The following is a 26474-nucleotide window of genomic DNA, read 5'->3' on the forward strand; positions in this document are numbered from 1 at the left end:
CAAACAAAAAAGCGGGCAGTTCACACACTGCCCGCTTTCTTTTTTATCGCCGTGTTTCTAGCTAAACATCTGGGTTGCAAGGTTTTGCTGTACCGCCTGAGCAGACGATGCACTTAGTTCAATCTCAATAGGATCGGCTTTGCCCGACAGCCAAATTTTAAGCTCTGCGTCGGTATCAAAATGCCCTGCCGTCTCAACAATAAACTGGGTGATCGATTTATAAGGAATAGAGTGGTAGTTTACTTTGCGCCCGGTCAGGCCCTGCTTATCAATAAGAATTAGGCGCTTGTTTGTGAATACGCTCAAATCGCGCACTAATTTAAACGCAGAAGTAACGGTTTCGTTAGCAGCAAGTATAGGCGTAAGCTCTTCTTGAACATCTGAAGCGCTCGTCTCGCTGGCATTACCCATGATGGTATCAAATAAACCCATGACATTTCCTTTTAGGCAGAGGCAAGTTTCACTCGCCATTGAACTCTATGCGCCAGCGGCTTGGGTTTATCTAAAGCAAAGCCTTGACCGAAATCTACTTTAAGGTCTCGTAAAACCTCAGCGGTCGCGTTATCGACCACAAACTCGGCCACGGTCTGTTTACCCATACTGTGCGCGATATTATTTATCGCAGTTACTGTAGCATGATCGATAGGATCTTAAACGATATTATGCATAAGGTATTTTGCATAAGGTGCTTTGCATAAGGTACTTTGCATCCGCACTGCGATTTTGTGCGGCGCTTAAATGCATTTGCGTGAGAAAAATTTTAAGACTAATTTTTTACCTGCTTAGCCACTGACTGGGTAATTATCTATACGGACTGGTATTATGCACTTTGCGGTATAGGCTCTGGCGTAATCGAACAGTATCTGGCACTGTAAGACATCTGTTTACTTTTAGTGCGTAAAAGCCCCTGTTGGCGCTATAACCCATTAAAGGATTAAGATAAAAAGAACGTTATGTTATGAGTACTTCCCCAAATTTCGAAGATATAAAACAAGCCTATGAACGTATAAAAGGCGACGTAAAACAAACGCCAATTGTCGAATCTTCGTTGCTCAACGAATGGATGGGCAACCGTATTTTGTTTAAAGCGGAGTGCCTACAGACCATTGGAGCATTCAAAATTCGCGGCGCTATGAATTTTTTAGCCCGGTTGAAAGAGGAAGGTCGTTTACCGAAACATGTGGTTGCCAATAGTTCTGGGAATCATGCACAAGCGGTGGCCTATGCTGCAGCTCACTTTGGTATTAAGGCAACCATCTTCGCAAGCGAAACCATTTCGTCAATAAAAGCTGCTGCTACGCAAAGCTATGGCGCCGAATTAAAGCTATTCCCTACCCGTCCTGAAGCAGACGCTGCGGTAAAAGATGCGTCAAAAGCTCCTGATACTGTTTGGATCCCGCCATTTAATCACGAAGATATTGTGGCCGGGCAAGGTACTGCGGCGCTTGAGGCACTTGATGAAGTGGGCAGAATAGATGCCGTTTTTGCGCCATGTGGCGGAGGCGGATTACTGTCGGGGACGCTTTTAGCAACTCGCGCACTGCAACCGGACGCCTTGGTCATTGGTGCAGAACCTGCTGAAGCCAACGATGCTTCAATGTCACTTCAAGCCGGGGAAATTGTTGCCCTAGAACACGCGCCGAATACGTTAGCAGATGGCGCAGCCACACCCTCTGTAGGCGATATCACGTTCCCGCTTCTACAAGAACTTGACGATTTTTACGAAGTCGATGAACTCCAGATTGCCTATTGGACCCAATGGCTTCATCACTTGTTAAAACTTCATATAGAGCCTACGTGCGCCATGACAATGGCTGCGGTTGCAGCATGGGCTGCCAACACGCCACCGGGTCAAACCGCACTGGTGATCTTAAGCGGCGGTAATATTAGCCAAGCGAGTATGGCAAAGATCTGGGAGCGGGATTTTTTATTGCAGCCCCCTATTCTCGATTTTACTGACGCTAGCGATTTAGACGAATCTCACAAGGTTGAGGCCTAATACCGGTCCGCATAGATAATTACGACTACTCAGAATAATAATTCCAGAAAAAAACTCAAGGCAGAAGATAACTATGAACTCTACGCAATCTAAATTACAAGGAAGAAAGACAATACGACTAGCCGCGATAAGCTCAGCGCTACTCACCGCGCTATCTTTCACAACCGCTGGCAGTGTAAGCGCTGCAACTCTTGTTGAAAACGTGAAAGGCTATACGCTCAATGAGGCAGGTGAACTTATCTCATTTAAGAACCTGGTGATAGATGAAGGCAAGGTACTTGCGCTAAATATCGATAAAAATAAAATAGCTATTGACGACACCATAGATGGTGAAGGCAAAGTCATGCTGCCAGGCCTAATTGATGCCCACGGACATTTACTTGGCTTAGGTGCAAACTTACTTGAAGTAGATTTGCGAGAAAGCAGTAGTGCGCAAGACGCGGCCAAGATGGTTGCCGATTACGCCTTTGCAAACGCTCAACAAACGTGGATTACGGGGCGTGGTTGGAATCAAGAGCTGTGGTCTGACAGAGCGTTTCCGACGGCCGCCGATTTGGATAAAGTGGTCTCTGAAAGACCGGTCTTTTTAACTCGTGTTGATGGCCATGCTGCGTGGGTAAATACTAAAGCCATGGAACTAGCAGGCATGACAAAAGACACTCAGTCTCCCGTTGGCGGAGAGATCATTAAAGACGCTGACGGCAATCCTACCGGTGTTTTTATTGATAACGCGTCGCTATTAATCGAAGAGTACTTACCCAAAGCCAGCAATGCAATATATGAGCAACAGCTCAACGCTGCAGGTAAGCACTTACTAGCAAATGGTATTACGTCAATGCACGATGCTGGTGTGGGAAGAGATGTGTATGACTTCTATTTAAAAGAGGCCGTAGAAGGCGATTTACCCGTGCGTATCTATGCTATGGTTAGCGCCACAGACCCGGAGCTTTCAACCATGTTGGGTAATGGCACCATTCGTGACGAAGACGACTTTTTATATATTCGCTCAGTCAAAGCCTACGGTGATGGCGCATTGGGTAGTCGAGGGGCTGCACTACTTGCCCCGTACTCGGATGCACCTCATCAGCATGGCCTTTTGTTGACTCAACCGGAAGATATGACAGCGCTTTTCACTACCGTTATTGGCGCTGGCTTTCAGCTTAACTATCACGCCATTGGTGACAAAGCCAACCATGTCGCACTCAACGAATTTGAAGCCACGTTCGAAAGTATTGGCGGCAGCGAGTTGCGCAACCGTATTGAGCATGCGCAAGTTATTGCCCCTGACGACTTAGCCCGATTTGCGTCGCTAAAAGTATTGCCTTCCATGCAGCCCACTCATGCCACCAGCGATAAAAACATGGCTGAAGATCGCATTGGTAAAGACCGCATGAAAGGGGCTTACGCGTGGAAAACGCTCCTCGACTCAGGTATTGCACTACCCTTAGGCTCTGACTTCCCCGTAGAATTGGCCAACCCATTCTATGGCCTTCACGCTGCTGTCACCCGCCAAGACAGAAATAATCAGCCGGTAAAAGGTTGGTATGCACACGAAGCGTTAACCGTACAGCAAGCGTTCAAAGGTTTTACCCTAGATGCGGCCTATGCTGGGCATATGGAAGATACGCTAGGTACATTAACACCAGGTAAATGGGCAGACTTTATCTTGGTAGACCAAGACATTTTCACTATTGATGCCAAGGACATTTGGAAAACCGAAGTGCACGCTACCTATGTAGCTGGAGAAGAAGTTTTTTCTAAATGAGTAATGTGAACAAAGGTCTGTTAACAAAAGGCATTGGCGGCATTGGTGCCGCCCTTTTAGTATTAAACGGCCTTATTGGGGCAGGCATTTTTGCCTTGCCCGCCAAAATGGCCGCAGAACTCGGTGCGTTTAGCCCCTACATTTTTCTGATTTTCGGCGCACTTATGTTGGCTATCGTATGGTGCTTTGGGCAGCTGGCGACCCTTTACCAAGAAACCGGTGGACCTGTGGTGTACGCCCAAAAAGGCTTTGGTAACGCAGCGGCATTCCAAACGGGCTTTATTTACTACTTAGCTCGCGCAACCGCGATTGCCGCCAACATGCACGTGTTGTTGCTGTACGCGGGTTATGTGTGGCCCGAGCTTAATACTGGGGTAGGCAAGTCATTTGCCATTATTGTGCTTACAACAGCCTTAATTGTGGTGAATATTATTGGCCTTAAAGCCGCCATGCGCTCACTCGATACTATCTCGGTGCTAAAACTGTTGCCTTTTGTCATGCTCATTGTAGCTGGCTACTGGCAGCTCGACTTTTCCATCGCGCTCACCAGTACTTCGGCATCCATCGTTCCTGCATTTGACACCGTATCTGCCGGAGCACTACTTACGCTTTATGCGTTTATTGGTTTTGAAACGGTAGTGGTAACGAGCGGTGAAACCAACTCGCCGAAAAAGACCATACCTCGCGCTCTAATGCTTACCGTCTCGGGTATTGCTATATTTTACTTTTGCGTGCAGTGGCTTTATTGGCACACCGTAGGCCCTGCTAAGCCTGATAGCGCTCCACTGATTGCTCTAGCCGATATGATATTTGGCGAAACCGGCGCGCTTGTTATGACGCTTACTGCAGTCGTATCCGTTGCTGGCAATTTGTTAGCGAATATGATTTCCACATCACGCCTTACCTTTTCTATGGCCCAGCAGTCGCTTATCCCAGGTCAATTGGGCGACGCGCTAGGTAAAGTTCACACTACTTATTCAACGCCGTTTATTTCCGTCTTTGTGCTAGGCGTATTTGCCGGAGCTATGGCGCTTAGCGGCAGCTTTGTGTGGCTGGCAATTTCAAGTGTGCTTGCGAGGCTTGTTGTCTATGCAATATGTGTAGTCGTACTGATAAAAGCGCAGCGCCATTCAGCGCAACATGCAACGCACGCGTTCGCAAGCCCTGTAAACCTGTTAAAGCGTTTGATACCCTTTGTTGCATTAGCAGTTTGCGCATGGTCTATTGCACAATCATCAACTCACGCGTGGCTCTTTTTATTAGGTGAATTAGCGGTTGGCGCGTTACTCTATTTTGCGCTTTTTCATTTCACTCTAGGCAACAAAATATCAAAAGGTTAAGCAGTGGAAATTCAAGTTATACCCGTTACGCCCTTTGCCCAAAACTGTTCATTAATTTGGGACCCATCGACTGACAAAGGCGCATTTGTAGACCCAGGTGGCGACATTGAAAAGCTCATTGATGCGGCGTCTAGCAAAGGGGTAAGTATAGAAAAAATCATACTGACTCATGGGCACTTAGATCATGTGGGTGGCACCGTTGCCATCGCACAACATTACGGCGTTCCTATTATTGGTCCCCATATTGGCGACAAATTCTGGTTAGATGCACTTATGCAGCAAAGCCAGATGTTTGGCTTTCCGCCTGCCCAGCCTTTCACTCCCAATGAATGGTTGAACGACAATGACACCATTTCAGTCGGAAATTTAACGCTAGAGGTGCTCCATTGCCCGGGTCATACGCCTGGACATGTGGTGTTGGTAGAACGCTCAAGTAATCGCGTTATCGTAGGGGATGTCATTTTCGCAGGCTCAATTGGTAGAACTGATTTTCCGCAAGGCAACCATCAGCAGCTTATCGACTCTATAAAACAAAAGATCATGGTATTGCCCGATGATATGACGATTTACCCTGGCCACGGACCAACCACTACGGTTGCCACCGAAAAGGCTACGAATCCTTATGTGTCTGGCAGGTTCGGTTAGGCTAATTGCAAATAAAAAGGCGAGGTACGTTTAACTGCTATTAACGCCCTCACCTTCCCGCTTTATTTAACGCCTGCTACATACAAGCTTGTAGCGATATGTAACAGCCCCCTACCAACTAATGCTTATTCATATGCACCGCTAGCATAATGCAACTCATAGCTGTGACTATATATTTCAAGGATGTTGCCAAACGGGTCTTCCATGTAAATCATGCGATAAGGCTTTTCTCCTGGGTAATAGTAACGCGGCGCTTTCATCCGTTTTTTACCACCAGCGGCAACAATCTTTTCAGCTAAACCTTCTACGTCTGGGTCTTGAACGCAGAAGTGGAAGATACCGGTTTTCCAATATTCAAAGTTGTTTTCTGGGTTCTCTTGGTTGCTAAATTCGAAGATTTCTACGCCTACGCGGTCGCCCGTTGATAAATGTGCAATGCGGAATTTACCCCAGCCCGGACCAAATACGTCGGTACACATTTCACCAATAGCCGAGTCATCTTCAACAATCTCAGTTGGTTTCATGATGAGGTACCAGCCAAGTACTTCAGTGTAAAACTTCACGGCGGCGTCTAGGTCTGGTACTGAAATACCAATATGAGAAAACGTACGTGGATACGGTGTTTTTACTGCTTCAGTCATTACTTACTCCTATGTAGTGCAAGTTAACAAAATGGCTTAAGCGGCCGCCCTCTTGGCTGTTTCGGTGCCAAAATCAAAGCAAGTTCAATTCAAGACCAATGCGGGCTCAAAAACGCGTTTGATATAGACGTTGTTACAAACCTTCTCGCTAGAAGACCATCTCGAACACCGCTTAAGTGAACGTGCATACATAGTAGCTAGACAAAGCAAAAACATGAAATTATGATATTTTCTAAATTTGATAATTTTAAATTATACCAAGATGTTCAATCCTCTCTGGCTAGACACTTTCATTACGTTAGTAGAAACAGGAAACTTCACTCGAACCGCTGAACAACGGTTTATGACTCAGCCGGGGGTAAGTCAGCACCTTAAAAAACTTGAAGAGGCATGCCAGTGTGAACTGGTGGTGCGATTAGGTAGAGGTATTCAACTCACTGAACAGGGCCAGCGGGTATACCATTACGCCAAAGAACAGCAGGCAACAGAGCAAGATTTCATTGCCAGCTTAAAGTTTGACGCCCCCTATGAAGGTAAATGCATCGTTGCGTGTTCTGGCGCAATTGCTCAACGCATTTATCCCGCCCTACTAGCACTGCAAAAAAAGCATAGCGCGCTCAATATTCACGTGGAAGTGGCTCCCCGCCGCACAATTTTATCTGGTATCGCAAACAACACGCTAGAACTGGGTATTGTAACGAACAAGCCTGACAGCGAAGACGTCCTTAGCGAATATTTGGGCGAAGAAGCATTGGGACTTATTTTACCCCGAACCCTACCCGATGCACTTGCAGCGCAATATTCAACATCGCTTGACAATAAACCGCGTTCTGACATGGGTTCTCAAGCTACACCAAACAGTTTGTCTAAAAGAGAAGCACGTGCAGCAAATGAGAAAATTGATTTAAAAGCCGTTATCCACACCCTAGGGCTCATCAATCACCCCGATGCCATGCATTATTTACAGCGCTACTTTCACGATTGTGGAGAGTCGGAGCTCGCTAATATTACGCCAAATAAGCTACCTCATACCGGCTACATTAACCAGCTTTCACAAATTCTGCTGCCAGTAAGTAAAGGGTTAGGTTTCACCGTGCTCCCTACCAGCACGCTAGACTTTGTGTCATTTGCTGACAAACTTACGGTTTATAAAGCCAAGAATGAAGTAACCGAGCCCTTATACAGTGTTCAAACGCCTCACAGCGCCTTACCTGCACGCTACCAAGTTATAAAACAGGCCATCACCGAAGTATTGAGGTAAAAATTTTGGTCAGAGTTCATTATTAAGCTGGCTTACCCACCAAGCGCTAAGCATGTTGAGAGCGGACTATTAAAATTACTCTGACCCCACGATTCGCGATTAGTCGTGCAGCGACGGGGCGGGCGCTACCATCTCCGCTTCCCTTTTATGTTCAGGCACGTCCACTTTACCTGAGGCAATCACTTCGCCTTCCTGCCATAGCTTCCACTCGCCCCGCTCGTAAATGTCCCACTTTTCATCGTTGGTTAACGGTTCAGTTGCAATAATACTCACCACATCCTTGGGCGTGGTTTCAGCGGCGAAATCTATTTCAACCTCTACATCACTTAAACAGGCGGGGCCGAAAGGCGCTCTACGTGTAATGCTGGCTAACTTTGTACTACAGAAGGTAAATAGCCATTCGCCGTTGCTCAACAAACAGTTAAAAACGCCCTGCTGAGCATACTCTTGCGCTAGTGCCACCAGCGTTTCAGCTAACTGTTCAGGCATGGCGTCTCGGGATAAATTCTGTCTTACATTGTTCATGATGTCGCAGAAAAGCGCTTCGCTATCGGTATCGCCGACCGCCTCATAAATACCGGCTCGAGGTGAGAAGTTTGGGAGTTGCCCATTGTGTGCAAATACCCAATATCGACCCCACAGTTCACGGGTAAAGGGGTGGGTATTGGCTAAATTGATGTTACCTACATTAGCCTGACGAATATGGCAAATCGCACTTTTGCTTTTTATAGGCAGCTTCGAGACAAAATCAGCGATGGGTGATGTGGCGCAAGGTTCGGGATCGTGAAACATACGCACTCCCTTGCCTTCATAAAACGCAACGCCCCAACCGTCTTTGTGCGGCCCAGTTTCACCGCCTCGGCGAGTTAGCCCAGTAAAACTAAAACAGAGGTCGGTTGGCGTGTTCGCACTCATGCCTAAAAGTTCACACACAGCGTTTATTACCTATAGCAGTTATTTCTTAAGTACATTGAGAATACGCAAGCTCTCGGCTCGAATCAATGCGACATTAGGTAGGCGTATCAATTTTGGGTGACGGTATAAGTGCGCCTCACCCTTAGCAAAGGTATGGGGTATGGGGTCAGAAGACATTACTTGAAAAAGTACTCTGACCCCACCTTTCTAAGCGGCTTTCTCTTCGTGCTCTGCAGTGTTGCTTTTTCTATCGCTACTTCCGTCAAATGACTCGCCCATAATTTGGCTGTCGCGTACGTTCTTCTGTACCGTGATAGCGGCAAATAAGCTTAAAGTGAAAGCCATACCGAAGAAACCTTTTTCACTGAGTAAAAGTTCGGCGTTCACTAATCCAATGATTAACAGCAAAATGGCTGATGCAGTAGCTACAGTGGATGCCAAAAAGTACGCTTTGGTCGTAGGCACGCCTTCCATTTTGTCACGTACCGTTTTCTGCAAGCTCACCACTGAAAATAAGCCAAACAACATAATGGTGAAGTAGTATCCTTTTTCGTTAAGCGCCATTGGCGCATTGTACAGGCCGATAAAATAAGCACTTACACCCACAATTAGTGCTGCCAGTGAAGCAATGCGAAACGCTTTGGTTGGTTTATTCTGAGTCTGCATTGGAAAACTCCTCAATATTAGTTATCTGCTCGTTACTTGTAAAAATAACGGTTTTTTCCGATAAGTCGTATTTCTGCATGTAGCGAGCGAGGCTACCAAAAGTAGTCGTTTCTACCTTACGGCCGTGATCAGACAGTGTTACGCCATCGCTGAACATACTTGCTAAGCCAAGTTTTGCGCGGCTCATATTGACTTTTTGCGGCGTAAAATGCGCTTTGGCATTAGCTTTAAGCTGGGCAATATCTGTAGTGGAGTACACCGCAGCGTTTAACACATCTAAGGTATACTCTGTACAGTTCTGACGTTCGCTGTTAAATGGGTTGGCGACTACTGAATAGCGTGGATTGTGCAACAGTTTCGCTTTATCTTCGCTGTACATACTAATAAGCGCTTGCTGCACAGCAACTGAAGGAATAATAATGCCCGCTTCTAGCGCATAAGCACTCCAGAAAAAGTCCACGGGATAGTCAGTAATTAAGTGACTAACGTCTTGTTTGTCAGCATCTTGATACAAATTGTGAATGGCATAGCCCTTGGCCGTTTCTCCATTCTCTAACTGTATATTTGAATAGATAGCAATGGCCGTGTGTGTAAAGCGAATCCCCTCTGGCATGTCTTCAACAGGCCTGCCTCGCCTTGCAATTATAAAGGCGCGAGCCCCTTGACCTGCCGCATACTTTTCAACATCTTTTGAAAAGGTGGCAATGGCCTCTGGTGAAAACGAAGGCTTCCCATGTTGCTGACTCCCTGCCAGCGCATGATCTACATTTACAACAAGTAATGCCATTAGCAAAACCATTGAATACAAGAATGTTTTCATACTTTCTCTACCTTGATAGCCTAAACCTTGGTTGCTTATAGCCCGTTTAGCGCTCGCTACTTTTTTGCGGAACACTCAATATCCCGCACGTTCGCTCTTGTGTATCTTTCATAAGCTAGAGCTAGGTTTATAGGAGCGCTTGATGAGGGCTAGCCGTCAACCTTACTTAACGTTTAGTGGTGGTAGTCGTTGTCGTTGTTGTGTTAGTGGTCGTCGTGTTTGTAGTCGCGATAACTTTGTTTGGCGCAGGGTCGGCAGTAATGATTGTTTCGGTAATTACCAACGGCTGGTTGTTATCAACGGAAGACTGATGACTCGCTGCATGAACATTGCGAGCACTTTCATCAACTGCGCTTTCTACAACAGCGCTACCTGCAATGACAACACTGCCTGTGAGGATCACTGGTACTGCAACCACCGCACTGGCCACTGACGCCGTTGTTGCTAGGCCTTCAGATGCTGCAAGCGCACTATGCTTGCTGGCTTTGCCACTGTGATCGATAGAATCATCTGCTGCTGCAGTCTGGATAAGAAGAGCACTACTGAATAGTGCAGTTAACATCAATGTTGAACGCGAATTTTTCATATCACTAGCTCCTAATACGTAGAGGCGAAATGTGCCTCAACACGTTCTACACTAGAACCAAGAATAAATTTCGTAAACCATAATTACTGATGTAGTATTAATTTACACCACTGGTATAAAATTTTAATACTATGAGCCAAATCAGTCTTGTATACGATACGATGAAACAATGTTTACGTGAGAAGCGAATTACGTATAAACAGCTTGCTCAAACACTGAATGTTAGCGAAGCCAGCGTGAAACGAAATTTCTCACTGCAGGCTTTTAGTCTCGAAAAATTAGAGCAAATCTGCGAATGCCTGAATTTGTCACTCAGCGACCTGTTTAGCCTATCCCAGAAACAGCAGGAAAAAATATCTCAGCTATCTGAGCAACAAGAGATGGAGTTACTCGCTAATCCCAAGCTACTTCTCGCGGCAGTATGTGTACGTGATGGTTGGCGCTTTTCGGAAATTATTAAGTACTACAATATTTCCGAGGTTGAAGGCATCAAACTTATGACGACTTTAGATAAACTTAAGCTTATCGAGTTGCTGCCGAACAATCGTTACAAGCTACTTATTGCGCAGAATTTTCGCTGGATCCCAGGCGGTCCGCTAGAGAAATTTATGGAGCAGGAAGTGATGGTTAAATTTATGGCCCCAAAGAAAAACGAACCATGGATGTTCCGTTTTTACCTGCGTGGGCGCTATTCTAAAACCTCGATTTCCATTATTCAGCGCCGTCTTGAACAGCTGCGACAAGAGGCAGCAAAACTCAGTAGTGAAGATAATGCTCTGCCGATTGAAGAACGTCAGCACATAGGGCTATTAATGGCCATGCGCCCCTGGGAGCCATCGCTTTTCGAAAATATGAAGCGAAAATAACCCTGTCGAAGTATATTTGGAGGGTCAGAGTACATTACGTAGAAAAGCACCCTTCCCCCAATAGTTTAGTGCCCAGAAATGTACTCTGCCCCCCTTATTAGGAGACGCTCTTTACCTGCATGGTAACCGGCACTCTGTTAGAGAGCAGTAAGTAGATAACGCTGGCGATTATTAGGCCCACAAACCACGCATAAGCGTAAAGTGTATCGAAAATAACAGGTACACGTTCCACGAACCCTGCGGCGTGAAGAAAGCCAGGTATGTTTGGCAGAATACCTACAATAAGGGCTGTTACACCAGCGATGTTCCAGCCGTTGCTTGCACCATATTCGCCAGAATGCTGAAACAGTGCATCAATGTTTAATGTTGATTTTCTCAAAATGAAGTAGTCAGCAATTAAAATACCCGCAATAGGACCAAGCAGCGCGGAATAGCCCGTAAGCCAAGTAAACAAATATCCACCGGCTGTTTCAAGCAGCTTCCAAGGGAAAATAGCCACGCCAATACCTGCTGTAATATAGCCCCCCATTTTGAAGCTTATTCTCGATGGCGCCATATTAGAAAAGCCGTAAGCAGGTGCTACCATGTTAGCCGCTAGGTTCGTTGTTAACGTAGCCAGTGCCAATGCAGCAAGGGCAAACACTACCCCCATGCCCCCCATTCGACCAGCTAGGGCAACAGGGTCCCAAATAGCTTCACCGAAAATAGTAACCGTTGCCGACGTTACCGCTACCCCGATGAAAGCAAACAATGCCATAGGTAAGGGTAAGCCAATCGCTTGTCCTAGCATTTGGTCTTTTTGTGATTTGGCAAAACGGGTAAAGTCGGGAATATTCAACGCCATGGTCGCCCAAAAGCCCACCATAGACGTAAGGCCTGCGAAAAAGGCTGTCCAAAACTGCCCTTCTTTAGCGCCGCCTTCCACAAATTGAGAGGGTGTGGAAAGCATTTGTCCAAAGCCACCCGCATTCACATATGCCCAACCAAGAAGCGCCAGGCCCATTAAGATCAAAAATGGTGCAGCGAACGTCTCTAGCCAGCGAATGGATTCCGTGCCGTGTTTGATAAAAACCAGGTGCATCGCCCAAAAGGCGAAGAAGCATAAGGTTTGTGTGAGATCGATACCTAAAAATGGCAGCGCCGGCCCCACAAAAGCATCGCCGCTCACGCTATTTAAAATAACATAAATCGCACTGCCACCTACCCATGTGTTAATACCAAACCATCCGCACGCGACAAGGCCTCGCGCCAATGCAGGAATCTTCGCGCCTTTAGTTCCAAACGCGCTACGCAGCAAAACAGGAAAGGGTAAACCGTATTTTGCCCCTGCATGACCAATCAACATCATGGGGACAAGCACAATAATATTGCCCAGCAGCACGGTGATCACCGCTTGATACCAATTCATGCCTTCTGACACCAGTCCTGCTGACAAGAGATAAGTAGGTACACATACCACCATGGCCACCCACAATGCCGCATAGTCTTTCCAACTCCAGGTTCGCGTTGCCTCGCTGGTTGGCGCTAAATCTTCGTTCCAGAGGTCGCCATCGTAATGGGAAGGTTTGGTCATGGGTTGATTGTTGGTGTTATCCACGATTTATATCCTTATTGAGTTTGGTATTGCTTGTTGCTTCTTTTAACAAAACGTCGATTCTCTCAATGGCTTTTTAGTAGCGTTAAGTCCATAACATGTAGTGTTTAAATCTGTAAGAAATAATGAAAGCAAAAATGCTGCCGTTTCTCTCTTGTTGAAAGAGCAAATCTACATACCCGTCTGTACAAGTCGGCATATAGATTTGCTACTCACGTTTTTTTTAAGCTAGGTTTGACGCCTTACTAAAGTAAATAAAACGGATACCTAACAAATTAGAAATTACGCCTTATTGTTACGCCATAAGTTCTAGGTTTCGCATAGGAAATTTGACTGGTCCCATAAAAGCCTGTCACGTCAAAGCCAATAAGCTCGTGGTCTGAATCGAACAGATTATCTACGTAAGCTGCTAGCAGCCATTTATCTTGTGCATCTACCCAGGTTAAACGTGTATCGGCTGTCGCATAACTATCAATTTCATGCGCAGTAAAATTACGCGCGTTATGAAAGGTTTCCGACTGATAGCTTGCCGATAGCTGGGCTGCCATATTGCCGTTGAACGCATCCCAGTTATATCTCACCATGGCTGACGCTTGATATTCGGGGGTAAATGGTGGTGTAGTATCGGCAAAATAGCCCGAAGCAACTTCTAAGTCTTCTACGACCGCGTCGGTATATGAGAAGTTAACCATTACATCCAAACTGTCTGTCGGTGTTAAAAAGACCTCTAGCTCGACACCACTAAACGACGCCTCTTCATTGGTGACCACACCCGCGTTATTTACCCATGAAAAAGACTGGTAATCGTTATAGTCATAGTAGAATACATTGGCATTGAATACGCCGCTGCCCTGCATAAAGCTGTGCTTTAAGCCTGCTTCATAAGAGGTGAGTTCTTCAGGTTCATAAAAGCTGAAACCACCGAACAACGGGGCATTAAAGCTTCCCGCTTTCACACCGCGGTTCACGCCAGCGTAATACAAGCTATCGCCTACGCTGTATTCCAATTGAAGTTTCGCAGACCATAAATTCTGGTCATTGCTTTGCTCTACGAATTCAAGCGACGGCGTACTGGTATCAATTTCAATGACACGATCATTCGTATTCTCGTTTTGATACACGTTGCCTACAAAGTCTTTATCCTCGCGGGTGTAACGTAACCCACCAACCAGAACAAGGTCGTCGCTTAGGCTGTAGTCTACCTGTCCAAATACTGAATATGACTCGGTTTCAAGTGACACTAAGGTATTGTTCTCTTCGCCACCTAAGAAAAAGGTTGTTGGAGAACCGGCTAAGCCTTGGCTGTAGTCTGTATCAATTGAAAGATAATAAAGCCCGCTGACCCATTTTACGTCTGCAGTTTGCCCAGAGACACGAAACTCTTGGCTGAACTGCTCTATAGTGCTGTTAGACTGGAAAATAAGCTCTGGTGACGCAGTTTGGTCAGAATCGAGCCCTACTGTGCGCTTGAATTCCTTGTAATCAGACATAGCAAAGAAATCGAATGTTTCGAAAGCATAGTCAAGCGTTGCGGCGAGCCCTTTTGACTTTATTTTATTTTGATCATCAAACGCAAAGTCTTTATTTACTTTGTTGCCCGAGCCGTCAGGATCGAAGTTACCGTTGAAATCGCCACCTTGAACAGGGCGAAATGGATCGCCGTTAAAGTTTCCATCTACGCACGCGCCAGCTTGAATCGTGTCACAGCCAAGGGGATCGTCGGCAGCGTATATAACGTCAATAACATTGCCGTCGGCATCTTTTATTTCAGTGGTATTCACTACCTGATACGGGCCTTCACTTTTAGTCGTATCAGACCAGTTACCGCTTAGAAGTAACGCACCTTCTTCGCCAATATCAAACATCAGCTGGGCACGAAACGCTTTGGTATCATCGTTGTAACCATCTTCGCCACCACCCACAGAGCCCAATCGAGTATCGGGCGCAGCGCCGTCTTCGTAGATGTTCTCTAAAATTTCGCCTTGCTGATTGGTAAACCCAGAAAAACGACCATACACGCCGTCGGCGATTTCACCTGATATAGCACCTTCAAAACGGTATTGCTCGAAGCGAGCGGCAGTAAATTCTGCGTAGCCTTCAGTATCGGCTGTAGGCTTTGCGGTAATGGTATTAACCAATCCACCTGTGGCATTCCGACCAAATAATGTTCCCTGAGGACCTTTGAGAATTTCTATACGAGCTACATCGAACAAACCAAAGGTTTGCGCTTGGGTACTCGCTAAGTAGCCACCGTCGACATAGACCGCCACGGGTGCTTCAGCTAAATCGGCATAGTCGTTTTGCACCACGCCTCGAATATTGAAAATAGCGCGCTGCCCACCAATATCCCCGGCCAACGATACACCCGGTGTAAAGGCGATGAGCTCGGTACTACTTTCAAGGCCAAGTGCCTCTAGTTGTTCGCCAGAAAAAGCGGTGATGGCGATCCCCACATCACTGATATTCTCATTGCGCTTTTGCGCGGTGACTTCAATACTTTCCCAAACATTCTCTGCAGCAAAAGCCGCAGGCGCACTTAACGCTGTAGCTACGGTTAACGCCAGCAGACGCTTGTGTGTGTTTAACGTATGCATGTTTTACTCTCGTTTATAGTTCTTTTTAACAAGCCTTGCGGCGGTGTTGTCCCGATATTTTTTATAAGAGTAACGGTCGATGTGAACTGCATATCGATTGCCACTAGGTTGCAAACCTAAGGCAGGACTGGAGAGGAACTGCCAAAGGCTTGCAGGTTTAAATTGTTATTATTAGTGACTTAGTGTTAAGCCGAATTTTTAGATTTACTGCCTGCTGAACTCGATTGGCTGCGATAGTGTCAATCAAGGCACAGCGGACAGATAACATTGCCAAGGTGAATACATAACGGTATTAACTTGGAAATGAAAAGCTCACTCCTTCTCTAACGCCACTTGAAGGCCAACGTTGCGTAATGGTTTTGCGCTTAGTATAAAAACGTACACCGTCGGGACCATATGCATGAAGGTCGCCAAACAGTGACCGCTTCCATCCACCGAAACTGTGATATGAAACAGGAACGGGCAGCGGTACATTGATGCCTACCATACCCACCTGAATGTTGTCGGAAAAATAACGGGCAGCTTCACCGTCGCGGGTAAAAATACAGGTGCCGTTGCCATACTCATGATCGTCAATTAACTGCATGGCTTGTTCCATGCTTTGAACACGCATAACTTGTAGTACAGGGCCAAAAATTTCAGCCTTGTAACTTTTCATTTCCGGCGTGACGTTATCGATAAGCGTAGCGCCCAAGAAAAAACCCGTTTCATAGCCTTCAACTGCGGGGCTTCGCCCGTCAACGACCACATTGGCGCCTTGCTCAGCCGCACTTGTTATGTATCCTTCGACTTTTTCCTTGTGCTCAAGGGTAATCAACGGGCCGAAATCATTGGTCGCATCGTTAAACGCCCCCACTTTTAGGCCTTTCATAGCCGACTGCATCTTCTCTACAATTTCATCAGCCACCTTGTCACCCACGGCAACCACGACAGATAGCGCCATGCAACGCTCGCCCGATGAACCAAAAGCCGCTCCTAAAAGCTGATTCACGGCATTGTCAACGTCTGCATCAGGCATCACTATCGCGTGATTTTTCGCTCCACCTAGTGCTTGGCAGCGCTTCCCATTAGCATTGGCTCTTGAATAGATGTATTCGGCGATAGGTGTTGAACCGACAAAGCTCACCGCTTTAATGCGTTCGTCATCAAGTATTTGATCGACGGCTTCTTTGTCGCCGTTTATTACGTTAAATACGCCGTCAGGTAACCCCGCTTCTTTGAGCAATTTTGCCAAGAAAATGGCGCAACTCGGATCTCGCTCAGAGGGTTTTAAAACAAAGGTGTTTCCGCACACAATGGCCAACGGAAACATCCAAAGCGGCACCATGGCAGGAAAGTTAAACGGCGTAATTCCCGCAACTACGCCAAGAGGTTGAAACTCACTCCATGAGTCAATGCTAGGCCCAACATTTTTACTGTGCTCGCCTTTTAACAACTGCGGTGCACCGCAGGCAAACTCGACATTTTCTATGCCGCGTTGCAATTCGCCCGCCGCATCGTGGCTGATTTTGCCGTGCTCTGCGCCAATAAGGGCAATAATTTCATCAGCATGTTCTTCCAGTAAATTTTTGAACTTAAACATGACTCGGGCGCGTTTACTCACTGGCGTATTGCGCCACTCGACAAACGCATTTTGCGCGCTAACAATGGCCTCGTTTACCGTAGATTTTGACGCCAGTAAAACCAGTTTTTCTGCCTCTCCCGTAGCGGGGTTATAGACATCTTGCATACGCCCTTTAGGCGTACAGGTCTCACCATTTATAAAGTGACCTACTACTTTCATTACTTGTCTAATCCTTTAGTTATGCGTTTTTGCACGCACTGTGATAGCCGCGCTGGTAATATAAAAGTGCGTCAGCTTCCGGGTCTTGTTTGATATCCACCACTTGGCAGAAAATAACATCATGTGTGGCCACACTTTTCACATCGGTAATAACGCAATCGAAGCTAACTGCGGCATCAAGGAGACGTGGGCATCCGGTTGCAGACTCTATCCAATTCCCAATTTTAAAGCGCTCATTCATGGGCGCTTTGCCACCGAACGCGTTGGAAATAGACTGATGCTGTGAGGTCAGCGTATTGATAACCAAGTGGGTGCTGTTTTTAAATACTTCATGCACAGACGCGCTACGGTTTAAGCACACTAAAAGCGTCGCTGGATTATCGCTAACACTGCATACGGCTGTTGCAGTGAAACCTGCATTGCCCTGTGGGCTGGTAGTTGTAACGACGTTTACCGCGGCCGCTAAGCTAGACATGCCTTGTCGATATTGTTCAGGTGTTACCGGGGGAAGCACTTCTGTTACTGCGTTATTGATTGCTGTAATAGTCATACATATATCCTTTTAGGTGGCGCTACAAAATTTGACAGGCTTGTTCGAAGCTTAAGCGTGGCAAACGTTTATGTACTCTCTCGCCGTCGCCATAGCCAATGTTGAGTAAGAAGTTCACCTTCCACGTGCTATCAGAAAAGAAAGTTTCGTTGAGTAATTTGGGGTTGAAGCCTGACATGGCACCAGCGTCAAGGCCGAGTGCACGTGCAGCACTGATAAGGTAAGCCCCCTGCATCGAACTGTTACGCATAGCCGTTTCATAAGCGGCTTCTGGGCTTGAGGTAAACCAACTCTTGGCGTCCGCATAAGGGAACAGCGTAGGCAATTCCTCATAGAATTCTTCATCATAAGCAACAATAACCGTACAAGGCGCAGTCATAGTTTGCTCTACGTTGCCGCTTGAAAGACAAGGTTTAAGTTTTTCTCGCCCCTCGTCTGAAGTGATAAAAACAAAGCGCGCAGGGCTGCAGTTTGCCGATGTTGACCCTACCTTCACCAAGTCGTAAAGCTGTTTTAAAACTGTTTCTTCGATAGTTTTGTCTATCCAGGTAGTGTGCGTGTGGGCATCAGTAAATAGCTGGGCTAAGCCACTTTCACTAAGTGGGCGCTTTGTTTCAAATTCAGTTTTCTGTGATACTGTCATTTTACATTCTTTCCAATTTTTAAATTTATTTGGCTGTGTTCTAGGCTCGTTGTCTTAGGCGCTGCAAGTATTCCAATACCAATTTATTGAAAGCGCTAGGGACTGTTATACTCGACGCGTGACCGCCGTATTCCATCACCGACAACACTGCATTAGGCATGGCGTCTGCTAGTGTTTGTGAGCGCTGCCATGGCACCAAGGTGTCGTCTTTGTTCGCCACTGCGAGCGTTGGCGTTTTGATCTCAGGTAACTCACCGTCAATGTCAAATGCACTAAGAGCAGCAATACGAGCTAGCAAGTTATCTACATTCGGAAAATGATTGAGTAAATGCGCCTCTTCCTCTTCTAAGTGCCTAGCATTCGCGGCAATCCAATCAGGGGGATACAGCAGTAATGCCTGCAGTTGTAGATACATATCTTTTCTATTTGCGGCGAGTAAGGCTTTGCGTATATCAAAGCAGCGCAATGTGTGTGGGTTTGGGCTGCTCCACGCATTCACAAGCACTAAACTCTGTAATAGATCAGGCTTAGACAAACTAAGCTGAAGCCCCACTAACCCACCCAACGCGTGACCGACGAAGTGGCACACTTGCACTTCAAGTTTTTTAAGCAGTGCAGCGAGTTCATCCGCCATGTCTGAAATGCTGTAGTTCGCAGGTAGTTCACCCACACTTTTGTTGGTGCCATACTGATCGTACGTGATCACTCGGTAGTCTTGGGTGAAGTCAGCCAACTGGGGCTGCCAAAACTTAGCTGCCCCGCCAAGCCCCGAACTCAACACAATCGTAGGGGCATTGGGCGACGTAAGACCATGTATCTCGTAATGCATCGTGTTGCGCATTTCACTGTTCTTAGGGCCGTAACTCGCAGGCGTGTCAGAATGCATAGAGCTCACCTATATAGAACCAGTGGGCACAGTTCGCGGGAAGTCCAAACATCATCACTTACCCAATGTGCGCTACTGACGCAATTTCTATTAAGGCTTCGGGTTTTACCAGCCCAACCTTAATGCAGTAGCGCGCTGGCTTCTCACCTGGAAAGTATTCGGCATACACCTTGTTTACCGCAGCGTAGTCGTCCCAATCTGTAATAAAGATTGAGTTGAAAGTAACGTCATCCATTGTGCCACCGGCTTCTTCAATGACACTTTTTATGGTTTCTAATACATGGCGAGTCTGTGCTTCGGCATCGCCTACGTGAACCACATCATTGTTTTCGTCAAACGGTAACGTGCCCGACACGTATAAAATATTGTCAGCCATAGACCCTGGAACAAAGGGGGCAATTGGCGTAGACGTACCTGCTGGAATAATCGCTTTCTTTGGCATGTTCTTATCCTTCTCGTTGCGCTATCGATGCATTGCTACTCTGGCTAGCGCGTATAAATGGTTTCTTTCAATTTGTGCTGATTGCTTTACCGTTCTGCTTTGTTTTTGGCGAGTTTTGGCCAATAAAACACCGCCTAACTCGCCCCTTCAAACACTTCACAGAACTGTGCTGTGGTAGACACCCACCCAAAAAATGTTTGTATATTAAAAAGTGAGGCTTCATGAATCTCAGGCGGCCCTGCTTGATAGGCTGCATCAGCGAGCACAACACCAAAATATTCCAGGTGAAAGCCATCGCGCAGGGTTGATTCCACGCACACGTTGGTCGCAATGCCCGTAAACACTAAATTACGAATTCCCCTTGCGCGCAGCATGCTATCTAGATTGGTGTTATAAAAACCGCTGTAGCGGGTTTTTGGAATAACGATATCGCCATCTTGCGGCTTTAGCGCATCCACAAGGGCATAGTCCCACGTCCCTTTTGCGAGCAAACTGCCTGTTAACTCTGGTTGTTTGCGCATGGTTTTAAGGGCATTAGATTTGTACCAGTTCGGTGAACCGGGGCCCCCAGCCTCTTTGTAATCGGCATCCCAACCGTTTTGTAAAAAGACCACTGGCATACCAGCAGCACGCGCGGTATCAAGCACCTTAAGAGTGTTTTCAATAACCGGGGCTGTGGTGGATACATCAAACCCAGCCTTATCTAAATAACCATTTTTACTCGCATAGGCGTTTTGTAAATCCACCACAATCACGGCAGTTTCACTAGGGTTTAGGGTTAAGGGCTCTGGGTTAGCAGGCAGTACGGGCTGCCCGGTTTGACGCGCTTGAAAACACCCCGCTACATCAAAAATTTCACCGGCAGACATTAGGCCGCTCCCGATGCATCGAGCAAGTGCTGACGGGACTTCATTAGCGGCTGTATTTTTGTACCGAAATCGTCCATTCCTTTTAGGAAATCGTCAAACGTAAGCAGTACGCCTTCACATCCGGGCACTGTCGCAATTTCATCTAGCATAGAAGCAACCGACTCGTAAGAGCCTACCAGCGTGCCCATGTTCAGGTTAACTGCTGACGTGGGGTTGGTCATATCGCGAATGTTAGTGTCTTTGCCAGATTTCTTATCCGCAGCGCCTTGTGTCGCCATCCAATCTAACGCCGACTGATCTTTTCCGTCTTTATAACTTTCCCATTTAGCCATGGCTGCTTCATCAGTCTCATCGGCAATGACCATGATAAGTACCGCTGATCCTACGCTGCGACCGTGCTTTTCAGCCGCTTCGGTTAAACGGGCTGCCGTAGGTGCAAACGCGGTAGGCGTATTCACACCTTTACCAAAACAGAAGTTATAGTCGGCGTGGCGAGCTGAGAAATCCATTCCTGCCGCGCTTTGCCCCGCACAGATAAGTGGAATTTTGCGCTGTGGCTTCGGCAACATGCGACAATCGTCCATTTGAAAGTGTTCGCCTTTAAAATCGCTTTTTCCCGTTTCCCATAGTTCTTTCACTACTTTGATGTACTCATCAAGATACTCATAGCGGTTACCAAAGAACTCATCGCCAGGCCACATGCCCATTTGTGAATATTCAGGACGCTGCCAGCCAGTCACAAGGTTTACGCCGAAGCGTCCATTAGAAATAGAGTCGATAGTGGTAGCCATTCGAGCCATAATGGCAGGAGGCAGTACCAGTGTGGCTGCAGTTGCATATAGCTGTATTTTAGAGGTCACGGCGGCAAGCCCAGCCATCAGCGTGAACGATTCAAGGTTATAGTCCCAAAATTCAGTTTCTCCGCCAAAACCTCGCAACTTGATCATAGAGAGTGCGAAGTCCATATCGTACTTTTCAGCTTTCATCACAATCTCTTTATTGAGATCGAATGTGGGTTTGAACTGAGGCGAATTTTTAGAAATTAACCAGCCGTTGTTACCAATTGGAATAAATACACCTATATCCATGTTGTTCCCTCTGCTTGTATGCGTTTTAAGCGGTTTACTCCGCTTTTTTTAAGGTTGCCGAATTCAAAACAGTGAAGTGGCAGTATGCATAGTGAACAGCATAAAGCAGGCCAATTTATTAAAACTATATTTATCAATTACTTAATTGAATCTAAAAATGAAATTAGACCTATTGGTTCATTTTGGAACACCAAGTCCAGTGCAAATGAACTTAATTGGTGCATTATTATGCAAATGGGTTTATAGCGATGAAAACTCCGCGTAAACTAAGCAGCAAATCGCAGAAATCCGATTAAGAAGAATTGAGAAGTGAGTAGATCTGAAGGACACGTAAGTACGAAAACAGTGAGGGCATTTAGCCCTACAACCCAAAAGCGGCGTGAAAAGGCGCTCTTAGAAAAGCGCACGCGCATTATGGATGCTGCGCTGTCTTTGTTTGCAAAAAACGGCGTGAGCGGCACTACGGTCGAGCAAGTCTCTGAGTTAGCGAATGTCTCAAAGAGTAACTTACTCTATTACTTTAAAAGCAAAGACGGTCTTTACTTATCGGTAATCACCCACCTGTTGGATGTTTGGTTAACGCCACTTCAAAGCTTTTCCGCAGAACAAAAGCCCATTGAAACACTCAGTGAATACATAAAAGTGAAACTTGAAATGTCGAGAGACAACCCCGCCGAATCAAAACTTTTTTGTATGGAAGTGGTTCAGGGTGCCCCCCTGCTTTTAAAAGAATTAGAAACGCCGCTTAAAGCGTTGCTAGATGCGAAAAGTGCTGTCATCAACGAATGGATCAATACCGGCAAGCTAAAACCTGTCGACCCCATACATTTGATATTCAGCATTTGGGCCATTACTCAACACTACGCCGATTTCAGCGTGCAGATAAAAGCTGTCACCGGAAAAGACTTGAGTGATCCCGCTTTCTTCGATTCCACGCTGAGTAATATTCAGCACATCATTTTAGATGGGCTAAAGCCTTAGAGAGGAATGGGGTCAGAGTGATGACTCTGACCCCAGAGTTTGTGATAAACTAACCGCTCAAATTAAGAAAGAGCAGCGACACGTTATGAACCAACAACCCAACAATCCGCTTCACGGCCTAACGCTAGAGAAAATCGTAACGCAACTCCACGAGCGCTACGGTTGGGACGGATTGTACTACCGCATAAAAGTAAACTGCTTCAATAATGATCCATCCATTAAATCGTCACTTAAATTCCTTAGAAAAACGCCATGGGCTCGAGAAAAGGTCGAACATCTGTATATTCAGACCTTTGTCAATTAAGCGCCATCTCGAACTGATAGTGATAGTCTCTCCAAGGCAGTGTGTATTTGAACAATGGCGGAGTCATCCATGAGTCTGTACCCGCAACACCACGCTGCTTAAAGTCAATATTGATAAAAGCATTTGACTTAACCGGGATTTCATGAGGGTGTAGTCCGGTTTTTTCCGTTGTGTCGTAGTCCAACCAATCTGTATATTGCGCATTGAAGCCTATCAATGGCCTGCCCTTGAACGTAATGGACGGTGTTTCTGCATTATTTTTTTCAGAGAAACTCACTTCGTAAACATCTGCTCTGTGTCCGTTTTCTTGAGGCCTCACGTAGCCATGGCTTAATTCAGCAATGGGCAATGAGTATCGCCCAAAAAATGCAGAGCTTTTTCGATCCCAGTAATTTTCGTGTGGGCCACGGCCAAACCATGACGCACTTTCATAAACGTCGACGAGCTCAAAGCGATAACCAATTCTAGGAAGCGCTGGGTAATATTGGTTTGGTGCGGCGAGAAACCATGCATCAATCAGTATGTTGCCCTCATCCGTCAGGGTATATGTTGTGTGATATTCACTTTGTACGGTAGGAAAACGGTGTTTCGTTACAACACTTATCGCCCCGTTTTCTTCTTTTTCCGTTATAGAAATTAATTCAGCATGTTCAGCGACGTCTATCCAAACCTTACTTTTTTGCGGGAAACCCTCACCGAAGTCGTTGTCGGTTGGCGCTCGCCAGAACCAAGGGATCATAGGCGTTTTTAATACCTCTTTTCCTTTCTTCTGTACTGAAGAAAGCCACCCCGTATTTTTGCTCACCGTGTATTCGTTATCTTTAAAGTGAAGTATTAGTGCATCACTTCTCTCTTCAATACCGCCTTTTGACTTAATAGTCCCTTTTTCGTTATTTTGAAATGGTTGCGACAGCTGTATTTGTGCAACCACATCCCCTTTTTTATGACTCAGGGAGTCTGTTTTTTTAACAAAGTACAGATTAGTGTGATAACGATTTTCGTTTTTCATCTGTGAGATGTTGGGGATGGCTATTGTCGAGCTCTCGCCTGGTGGTATCGAGAGCGATTCAACTATTCCACTTCGAAGCACCTGTCCCTGTTCAAGCCTTTCCCATCTAAGATAGACATCGTCGAGTCCCGTAAAGTAACGACCATTTCTGATAAGAACCTTGTCAGCACGGCTAGAATCCCACTCTGCAAATATGTTTTGATAAACGTGTTGCACCTCATAAGCGTGAGGATGGAATTCGCGATTAGCGGTCAGTAGACCATTTGCAGAAAAGTTACCGTCGTGATATTGACCTGCTTTTTCAAAGTCACCTCCATAACCTTGATATTCAACTCCTTCATTGGTTGTGGTGGTTATCGTTTGGTCGACCCAGTCCCAAATAAACCCGCCTTGTAACGATTCATGTTTATAAATGAGATCCCAGTACTCTTTTAAATTCCCAACCGAATTTCCCATAGCGTGCTGATATTCACACAGTATCATAGGACGGTCACTGCCTATCTCAACGAAACTCTGCATGAGGTCAAGGGAAGCGTACATTTGGGCATAGACGTCAGTATGAGGACGCAATTGCGCTTGCTCAAACATGACAGGAAGCGATGTTCGTTGTTTAAGCCAGTGATATAAATATTCTGTGTTGTCGCCATCTCCACTTTCGTTACCCGGTGACAACATCACGACAGACGCATGGTTCTTACTCGCTTCATACATATTTCGAATACGATCTACATACGCGTCTCGCCACTCTGGCATGTTAACCATGTGATTTTCAGCAATATAACTGTGCCCTTGATTTGCGGCACCTACGCCATGCGACTCAATATTCGCTTCGTCAACAAGATACATTCCATACTCATCAGCTAACGCGTACCATAGAGGGTGGTTTGGATAATGTGAGTTGCGCACCGCATTTATATTGAGCGACTTCATTAGTGTAAGGTCTTTTCGCATCGACGCTTCTGAAATGACATGGCCGGTGAGGGGATCATGTTCATGACGATTTACCCCTTTGAACAACACCGGTTTGCCATTAATCAGGACGTTGCCTCCTTTAAGTTCACTCGTCCTAAACCCTGCACGAAGCCACGCGACCTGTGTTACCTCTTTCGCTTTATTCAGCAGCCTTAACCTCACCGAGTAAAGTGTGGGAGATTCATGGCTCCAGAACTGTACCCCTTTTGCAACCGTGGGCTGAACGATAACGACAGACTTATTTTCTTGAATGCTAATTGGCTGTTTATCACGTAAAACCACATCACCGCTTTCATCATAAACAGTGAAATCAACCATGCTGTTGCTGGCTTGATTTCCTACTATAGAAACCTCTGCACCAAATAATCCATTTTGGTAATCTGCCGTGGTCGTGGTATTTAATGTGATATCTTGGATGCGTGTCTTAGGGGTCGCATAAAGATATACATCCCGTTCAATGCCATTTAATCGCCACATATCCTGTAGCTCTAAATAACTTCCATCGGACCATCTGTAAACTTCAATAGCCATAGCATTCTGACTGCCCGGAACGATGAATTCTGTGATATCAAACTCGGCGGCAGTTTTACTGTCTTGTGAATATCCAACATAGTGCCCATTCACCCACAGTTTAAACGCTGATTTTACAGCGCCTAAATAGGCAATAACGGTTTTTCCCTCCCATTCTTCAGACACCGTAAAAACACGTTTATATCGCCCTGTTGTGTTGGTGTCACGAGGGATCTTATTAACCGTGAGCGGATTTTCATCAGGTGCAAAATCAGCGCGCATATTGACGTAATTGGGCACGCCGTAGCCGTTTAAAGACCAATTTCCAGGCACCTTTATCGTGCCCCAATCCGCTGTCGAGGCGTCGTTTTCGTAAAAACGCGTAGCACCGGTAAAAGGTGACGAAGACAATTGAAATTGCCAAATACCGTTTAAGTTCAGGTAGTTTTGGGCATCCCATGGTGTGTAGACGAATTTGTTGGGATCTTGAAAAAAAGAAAAAAAGTGTGATCGTGCTGGAAGACGATTCTCTTGCACAATTGTGGGGTCTTCCCACAGCGCTTTAACTTCTTCGGAATGAAGATAATGAGAAAATACGCATAGAAACGCAACAAAAATCAGGATTACTTCCCTAGGTAACGTCTTTATTTTCTTATTTTTCAGCACACATTATCTCCACCATTATTTGAAAATTCATTATAGGTAAACGTTTACCCTAGGTAAAGCGAAGTGTGAAAGAAATGTA

25 protein-coding genes are annotated in these 26474 nt (G+C 46.0%); 8 read left to right on the forward strand and 17 right to left on the reverse strand.

The annotated features are described in order from the left end of the window. Positions 1 to 57: 57 nt before the first annotated feature. Positions 58 to 432 (reverse strand): PH domain-containing protein, encoded by a 375-nt coding sequence (locus GVO63_RS15560; protein WP_014950757.1) that lies wholly within the window; start codon positions 430 to 432, stop codon positions 58 to 60. An 11-nt stretch (positions 433 to 443) separates the two neighbouring features. After that, positions 444 to 644 carry an EAL domain-containing protein gene (locus tag GVO63_RS15565; protein WP_268891654.1) on the reverse strand — a complete coding sequence of 67 codons (201 nt, stop codon included), beginning with the start codon at positions 642 to 644 and terminating at the stop codon, positions 444 to 446. A 314-nt stretch (positions 645 to 958) separates the two neighbouring features. Here GVO63_RS15565 and GVO63_RS15570 point away from each other — a divergent pair, with 314 nt between their 5' ends. The 4 genes from GVO63_RS15570 to GVO63_RS15585 all read left to right on the forward strand — a co-directional run bounded on the left by GVO63_RS15570 (position 959) and on the right by GVO63_RS15585 (position 5749). Next, positions 959 to 1999 carry a serine/threonine dehydratase gene (locus GVO63_RS15570; protein ID WP_159581125.1) on the forward strand — a complete coding sequence of 347 codons (1041 nt, stop codon included), beginning with the start codon at positions 959 to 961 and terminating at the stop codon, positions 1997 to 1999. 73 nt (positions 2000 to 2072) lie between these two features. Continuing rightward, on the forward strand, positions 2073 to 3764 hold the full coding sequence (locus GVO63_RS15575; protein ID WP_159581128.1) for an amidohydrolase: 1692 nt from the start codon (positions 2073 to 2075) through the stop codon (positions 3762 to 3764). Continuing rightward, positions 3761 to 5104 carry an APC family permease gene (locus GVO63_RS15580; protein WP_159581130.1) on the forward strand — a complete coding sequence of 448 codons (1344 nt, stop codon included), beginning with the start codon at positions 3761 to 3763 and terminating at the stop codon, positions 5102 to 5104. The genes GVO63_RS15575 and GVO63_RS15580 overlap by 4 nt, the downstream gene beginning before the upstream one ends. A 3-nt stretch (positions 5105 to 5107) precedes the next feature. Then, positions 5108 to 5749, forward strand: a complete 642-nt coding sequence (locus tag GVO63_RS15585) for an MBL fold metallo-hydrolase (RefSeq protein WP_159494352.1) — start codon at positions 5108 to 5110, stop codon at positions 5747 to 5749. A gap of 125 nt (positions 5750 to 5874) precedes the next feature. On the opposite strand, the gene GVO63_RS15590 is transcribed toward GVO63_RS15585, so the two are convergent. Then, positions 5875 to 6390, reverse strand: coding sequence for a lactoylglutathione lyase family protein (locus GVO63_RS15590; protein ID WP_159581144.1), 516 nt, complete (start codon positions 6388 to 6390; stop codon positions 5875 to 5877). A 262-nt stretch (positions 6391 to 6652) separates the two neighbouring features. Between GVO63_RS15590 and GVO63_RS15595 the strand changes: the two genes are divergently transcribed. Continuing rightward, entirely contained in the window at positions 6653 to 7651 is a 999-nt protein-coding gene (locus GVO63_RS15595) for a LysR family transcriptional regulator (protein ID WP_159581147.1), read from the forward strand. A gap of 99 nt (positions 7652 to 7750) precedes the next feature. Here the strand turns inward: GVO63_RS15595 and GVO63_RS15600 are convergent, their stop codons facing one another. The 4 genes from GVO63_RS15600 to GVO63_RS15615 form a co-directional block, all read right to left on the reverse strand. Continuing rightward, complete coding sequence (locus GVO63_RS15600) at positions 7751 to 8584, reverse strand: class II glutamine amidotransferase (protein ID WP_159581150.1); 834 nt, start codon at positions 8582 to 8584, stop codon at positions 7751 to 7753. Positions 8585 to 8773: 189 nt separating this feature from the next. Beyond that, on the reverse strand, positions 8774 to 9232 hold the full coding sequence (gene yiaA / locus GVO63_RS15605; protein WP_159581153.1) for an inner membrane protein YiaA: 459 nt from the start codon (positions 9230 to 9232) through the stop codon (positions 8774 to 8776). After that, positions 9216 to 10052, reverse strand: coding sequence for a DUF2145 domain-containing protein (locus GVO63_RS15610; RefSeq protein ID WP_159581156.1), 837 nt, complete (start codon positions 10050 to 10052; stop codon positions 9216 to 9218). Before GVO63_RS15610 ends, yiaA begins: the two co-directional genes overlap by 17 nt. A gap of 166 nt (positions 10053 to 10218) precedes the next feature. Continuing rightward, positions 10219 to 10638: a hypothetical protein gene (locus tag GVO63_RS15615; RefSeq protein ID WP_159494358.1), complete on the reverse strand. Its 420-nt coding sequence runs from the start codon at positions 10636 to 10638 to the stop codon at positions 10219 to 10221. Between the two features lie 131 nt (positions 10639 to 10769). On the opposite strand from GVO63_RS15615, the gene GVO63_RS15620 reads away from it, so the two are divergent. Next, complete coding sequence (locus GVO63_RS15620; protein WP_159494359.1) at positions 10770 to 11504, forward strand: helix-turn-helix transcriptional regulator; 735 nt, start codon at positions 10770 to 10772, stop codon at positions 11502 to 11504. 97 nt (positions 11505 to 11601) lie between these two features. On the opposite strand, the gene GVO63_RS15625 is transcribed toward GVO63_RS15620, so the two are convergent. The 9 genes from GVO63_RS15625 to rutA all read right to left on the reverse strand — a co-directional run bounded on the left by GVO63_RS15625 (position 11602) and on the right by rutA (position 21953). Next, positions 11602 to 13101 carry an NCS1 family nucleobase:cation symporter-1 gene (locus tag GVO63_RS15625; protein WP_159581159.1) on the reverse strand — a complete coding sequence of 500 codons (1500 nt, stop codon included), beginning with the start codon at positions 13099 to 13101 and terminating at the stop codon, positions 11602 to 11604. 272 nt (positions 13102 to 13373) lie between these two features. Then, positions 13374 to 15692 (reverse strand): TonB-dependent receptor, encoded by a 2319-nt coding sequence (locus GVO63_RS15630; protein ID WP_159581162.1) that lies wholly within the window; start codon positions 15690 to 15692, stop codon positions 13374 to 13376. A gap of 292 nt (positions 15693 to 15984) precedes the next feature. After that, positions 15985 to 17475 (reverse strand): CoA-acylating methylmalonate-semialdehyde dehydrogenase, encoded by a 1491-nt coding sequence (locus tag GVO63_RS15635; protein ID WP_159494362.1) that lies wholly within the window; start codon positions 17473 to 17475, stop codon positions 15985 to 15987. A 19-nt stretch (positions 17476 to 17494) separates the two neighbouring features. Further along, positions 17495 to 18025 carry a flavin reductase gene (locus GVO63_RS15640; protein ID WP_159494363.1) on the reverse strand — a complete coding sequence of 177 codons (531 nt, stop codon included), beginning with the start codon at positions 18023 to 18025 and terminating at the stop codon, positions 17495 to 17497. Positions 18026 to 18047: 22 nt separating this feature from the next. After that, the gene (locus GVO63_RS15645; RefSeq protein ID WP_159581165.1) at positions 18048 to 18668 is read right to left on the reverse strand and encodes a malonic semialdehyde reductase; all 621 of its coding nucleotides are present in this window, start codon (positions 18666 to 18668) and stop codon (positions 18048 to 18050) included. 40 nt (positions 18669 to 18708) lie between these two features. Next, complete coding sequence (gene rutD, locus GVO63_RS15650; RefSeq protein WP_201281919.1) at positions 18709 to 19554, reverse strand: pyrimidine utilization protein D; 846 nt, start codon at positions 19552 to 19554, stop codon at positions 18709 to 18711. 58 nt (positions 19555 to 19612) lie between these two features. Then, complete coding sequence (rutC, locus tag GVO63_RS15655) at positions 19613 to 19996, reverse strand: pyrimidine utilization protein C (protein WP_014950778.1); 384 nt, start codon at positions 19994 to 19996, stop codon at positions 19613 to 19615. Between the two features lie 134 nt (positions 19997 to 20130). Continuing rightward, a complete protein-coding gene (rutB, locus tag GVO63_RS15660) occupies positions 20131 to 20865 on the reverse strand; it encodes a pyrimidine utilization protein B (RefSeq protein WP_159581168.1) in 735 nt (244 codons plus the stop codon). Next, positions 20865 to 21953, reverse strand: coding sequence for a pyrimidine utilization protein A (gene rutA, locus GVO63_RS15665; RefSeq protein WP_159494366.1), 1089 nt, complete (start codon positions 21951 to 21953; stop codon positions 20865 to 20867). Before rutA ends, rutB begins: the two co-directional genes overlap by 1 nt. Before the next feature lie 309 nt (positions 21954 to 22262). On the opposite strand from rutA, the gene rutR reads away from it, so the two are divergent. Next, positions 22263 to 22934: an HTH-type transcriptional regulator RutR gene (gene rutR, locus GVO63_RS15670; protein ID WP_159494367.1), complete on the forward strand. Its 672-nt coding sequence runs from the start codon at positions 22263 to 22265 to the stop codon at positions 22932 to 22934. Between the two features lie 85 nt (positions 22935 to 23019). After that, positions 23020 to 23238, forward strand: coding sequence for a VF530 family DNA-binding protein (locus GVO63_RS15675; RefSeq protein WP_159494368.1), 219 nt, complete (start codon positions 23020 to 23022; stop codon positions 23236 to 23238). Here the strand turns inward: GVO63_RS15675 and GVO63_RS15680 are convergent. Then, entirely contained in the window at positions 23231 to 26395 is a 3165-nt protein-coding gene (locus GVO63_RS15680; protein ID WP_236552179.1) for a glycoside hydrolase family 2 TIM barrel-domain containing protein, read from the reverse strand. The two genes, GVO63_RS15675 and GVO63_RS15680, sit on opposite strands and share 8 nt — an antisense overlap. Positions 26396 to 26474: the final 79 nt, after the last annotated feature.

It is taken from the genome of Alteromonas sp. KUL106 (assembly GCF_009811415.1).
Classification (GTDB): domain Bacteria; phylum Pseudomonadota; class Gammaproteobacteria; order Enterobacterales; family Alteromonadaceae; genus Alteromonas.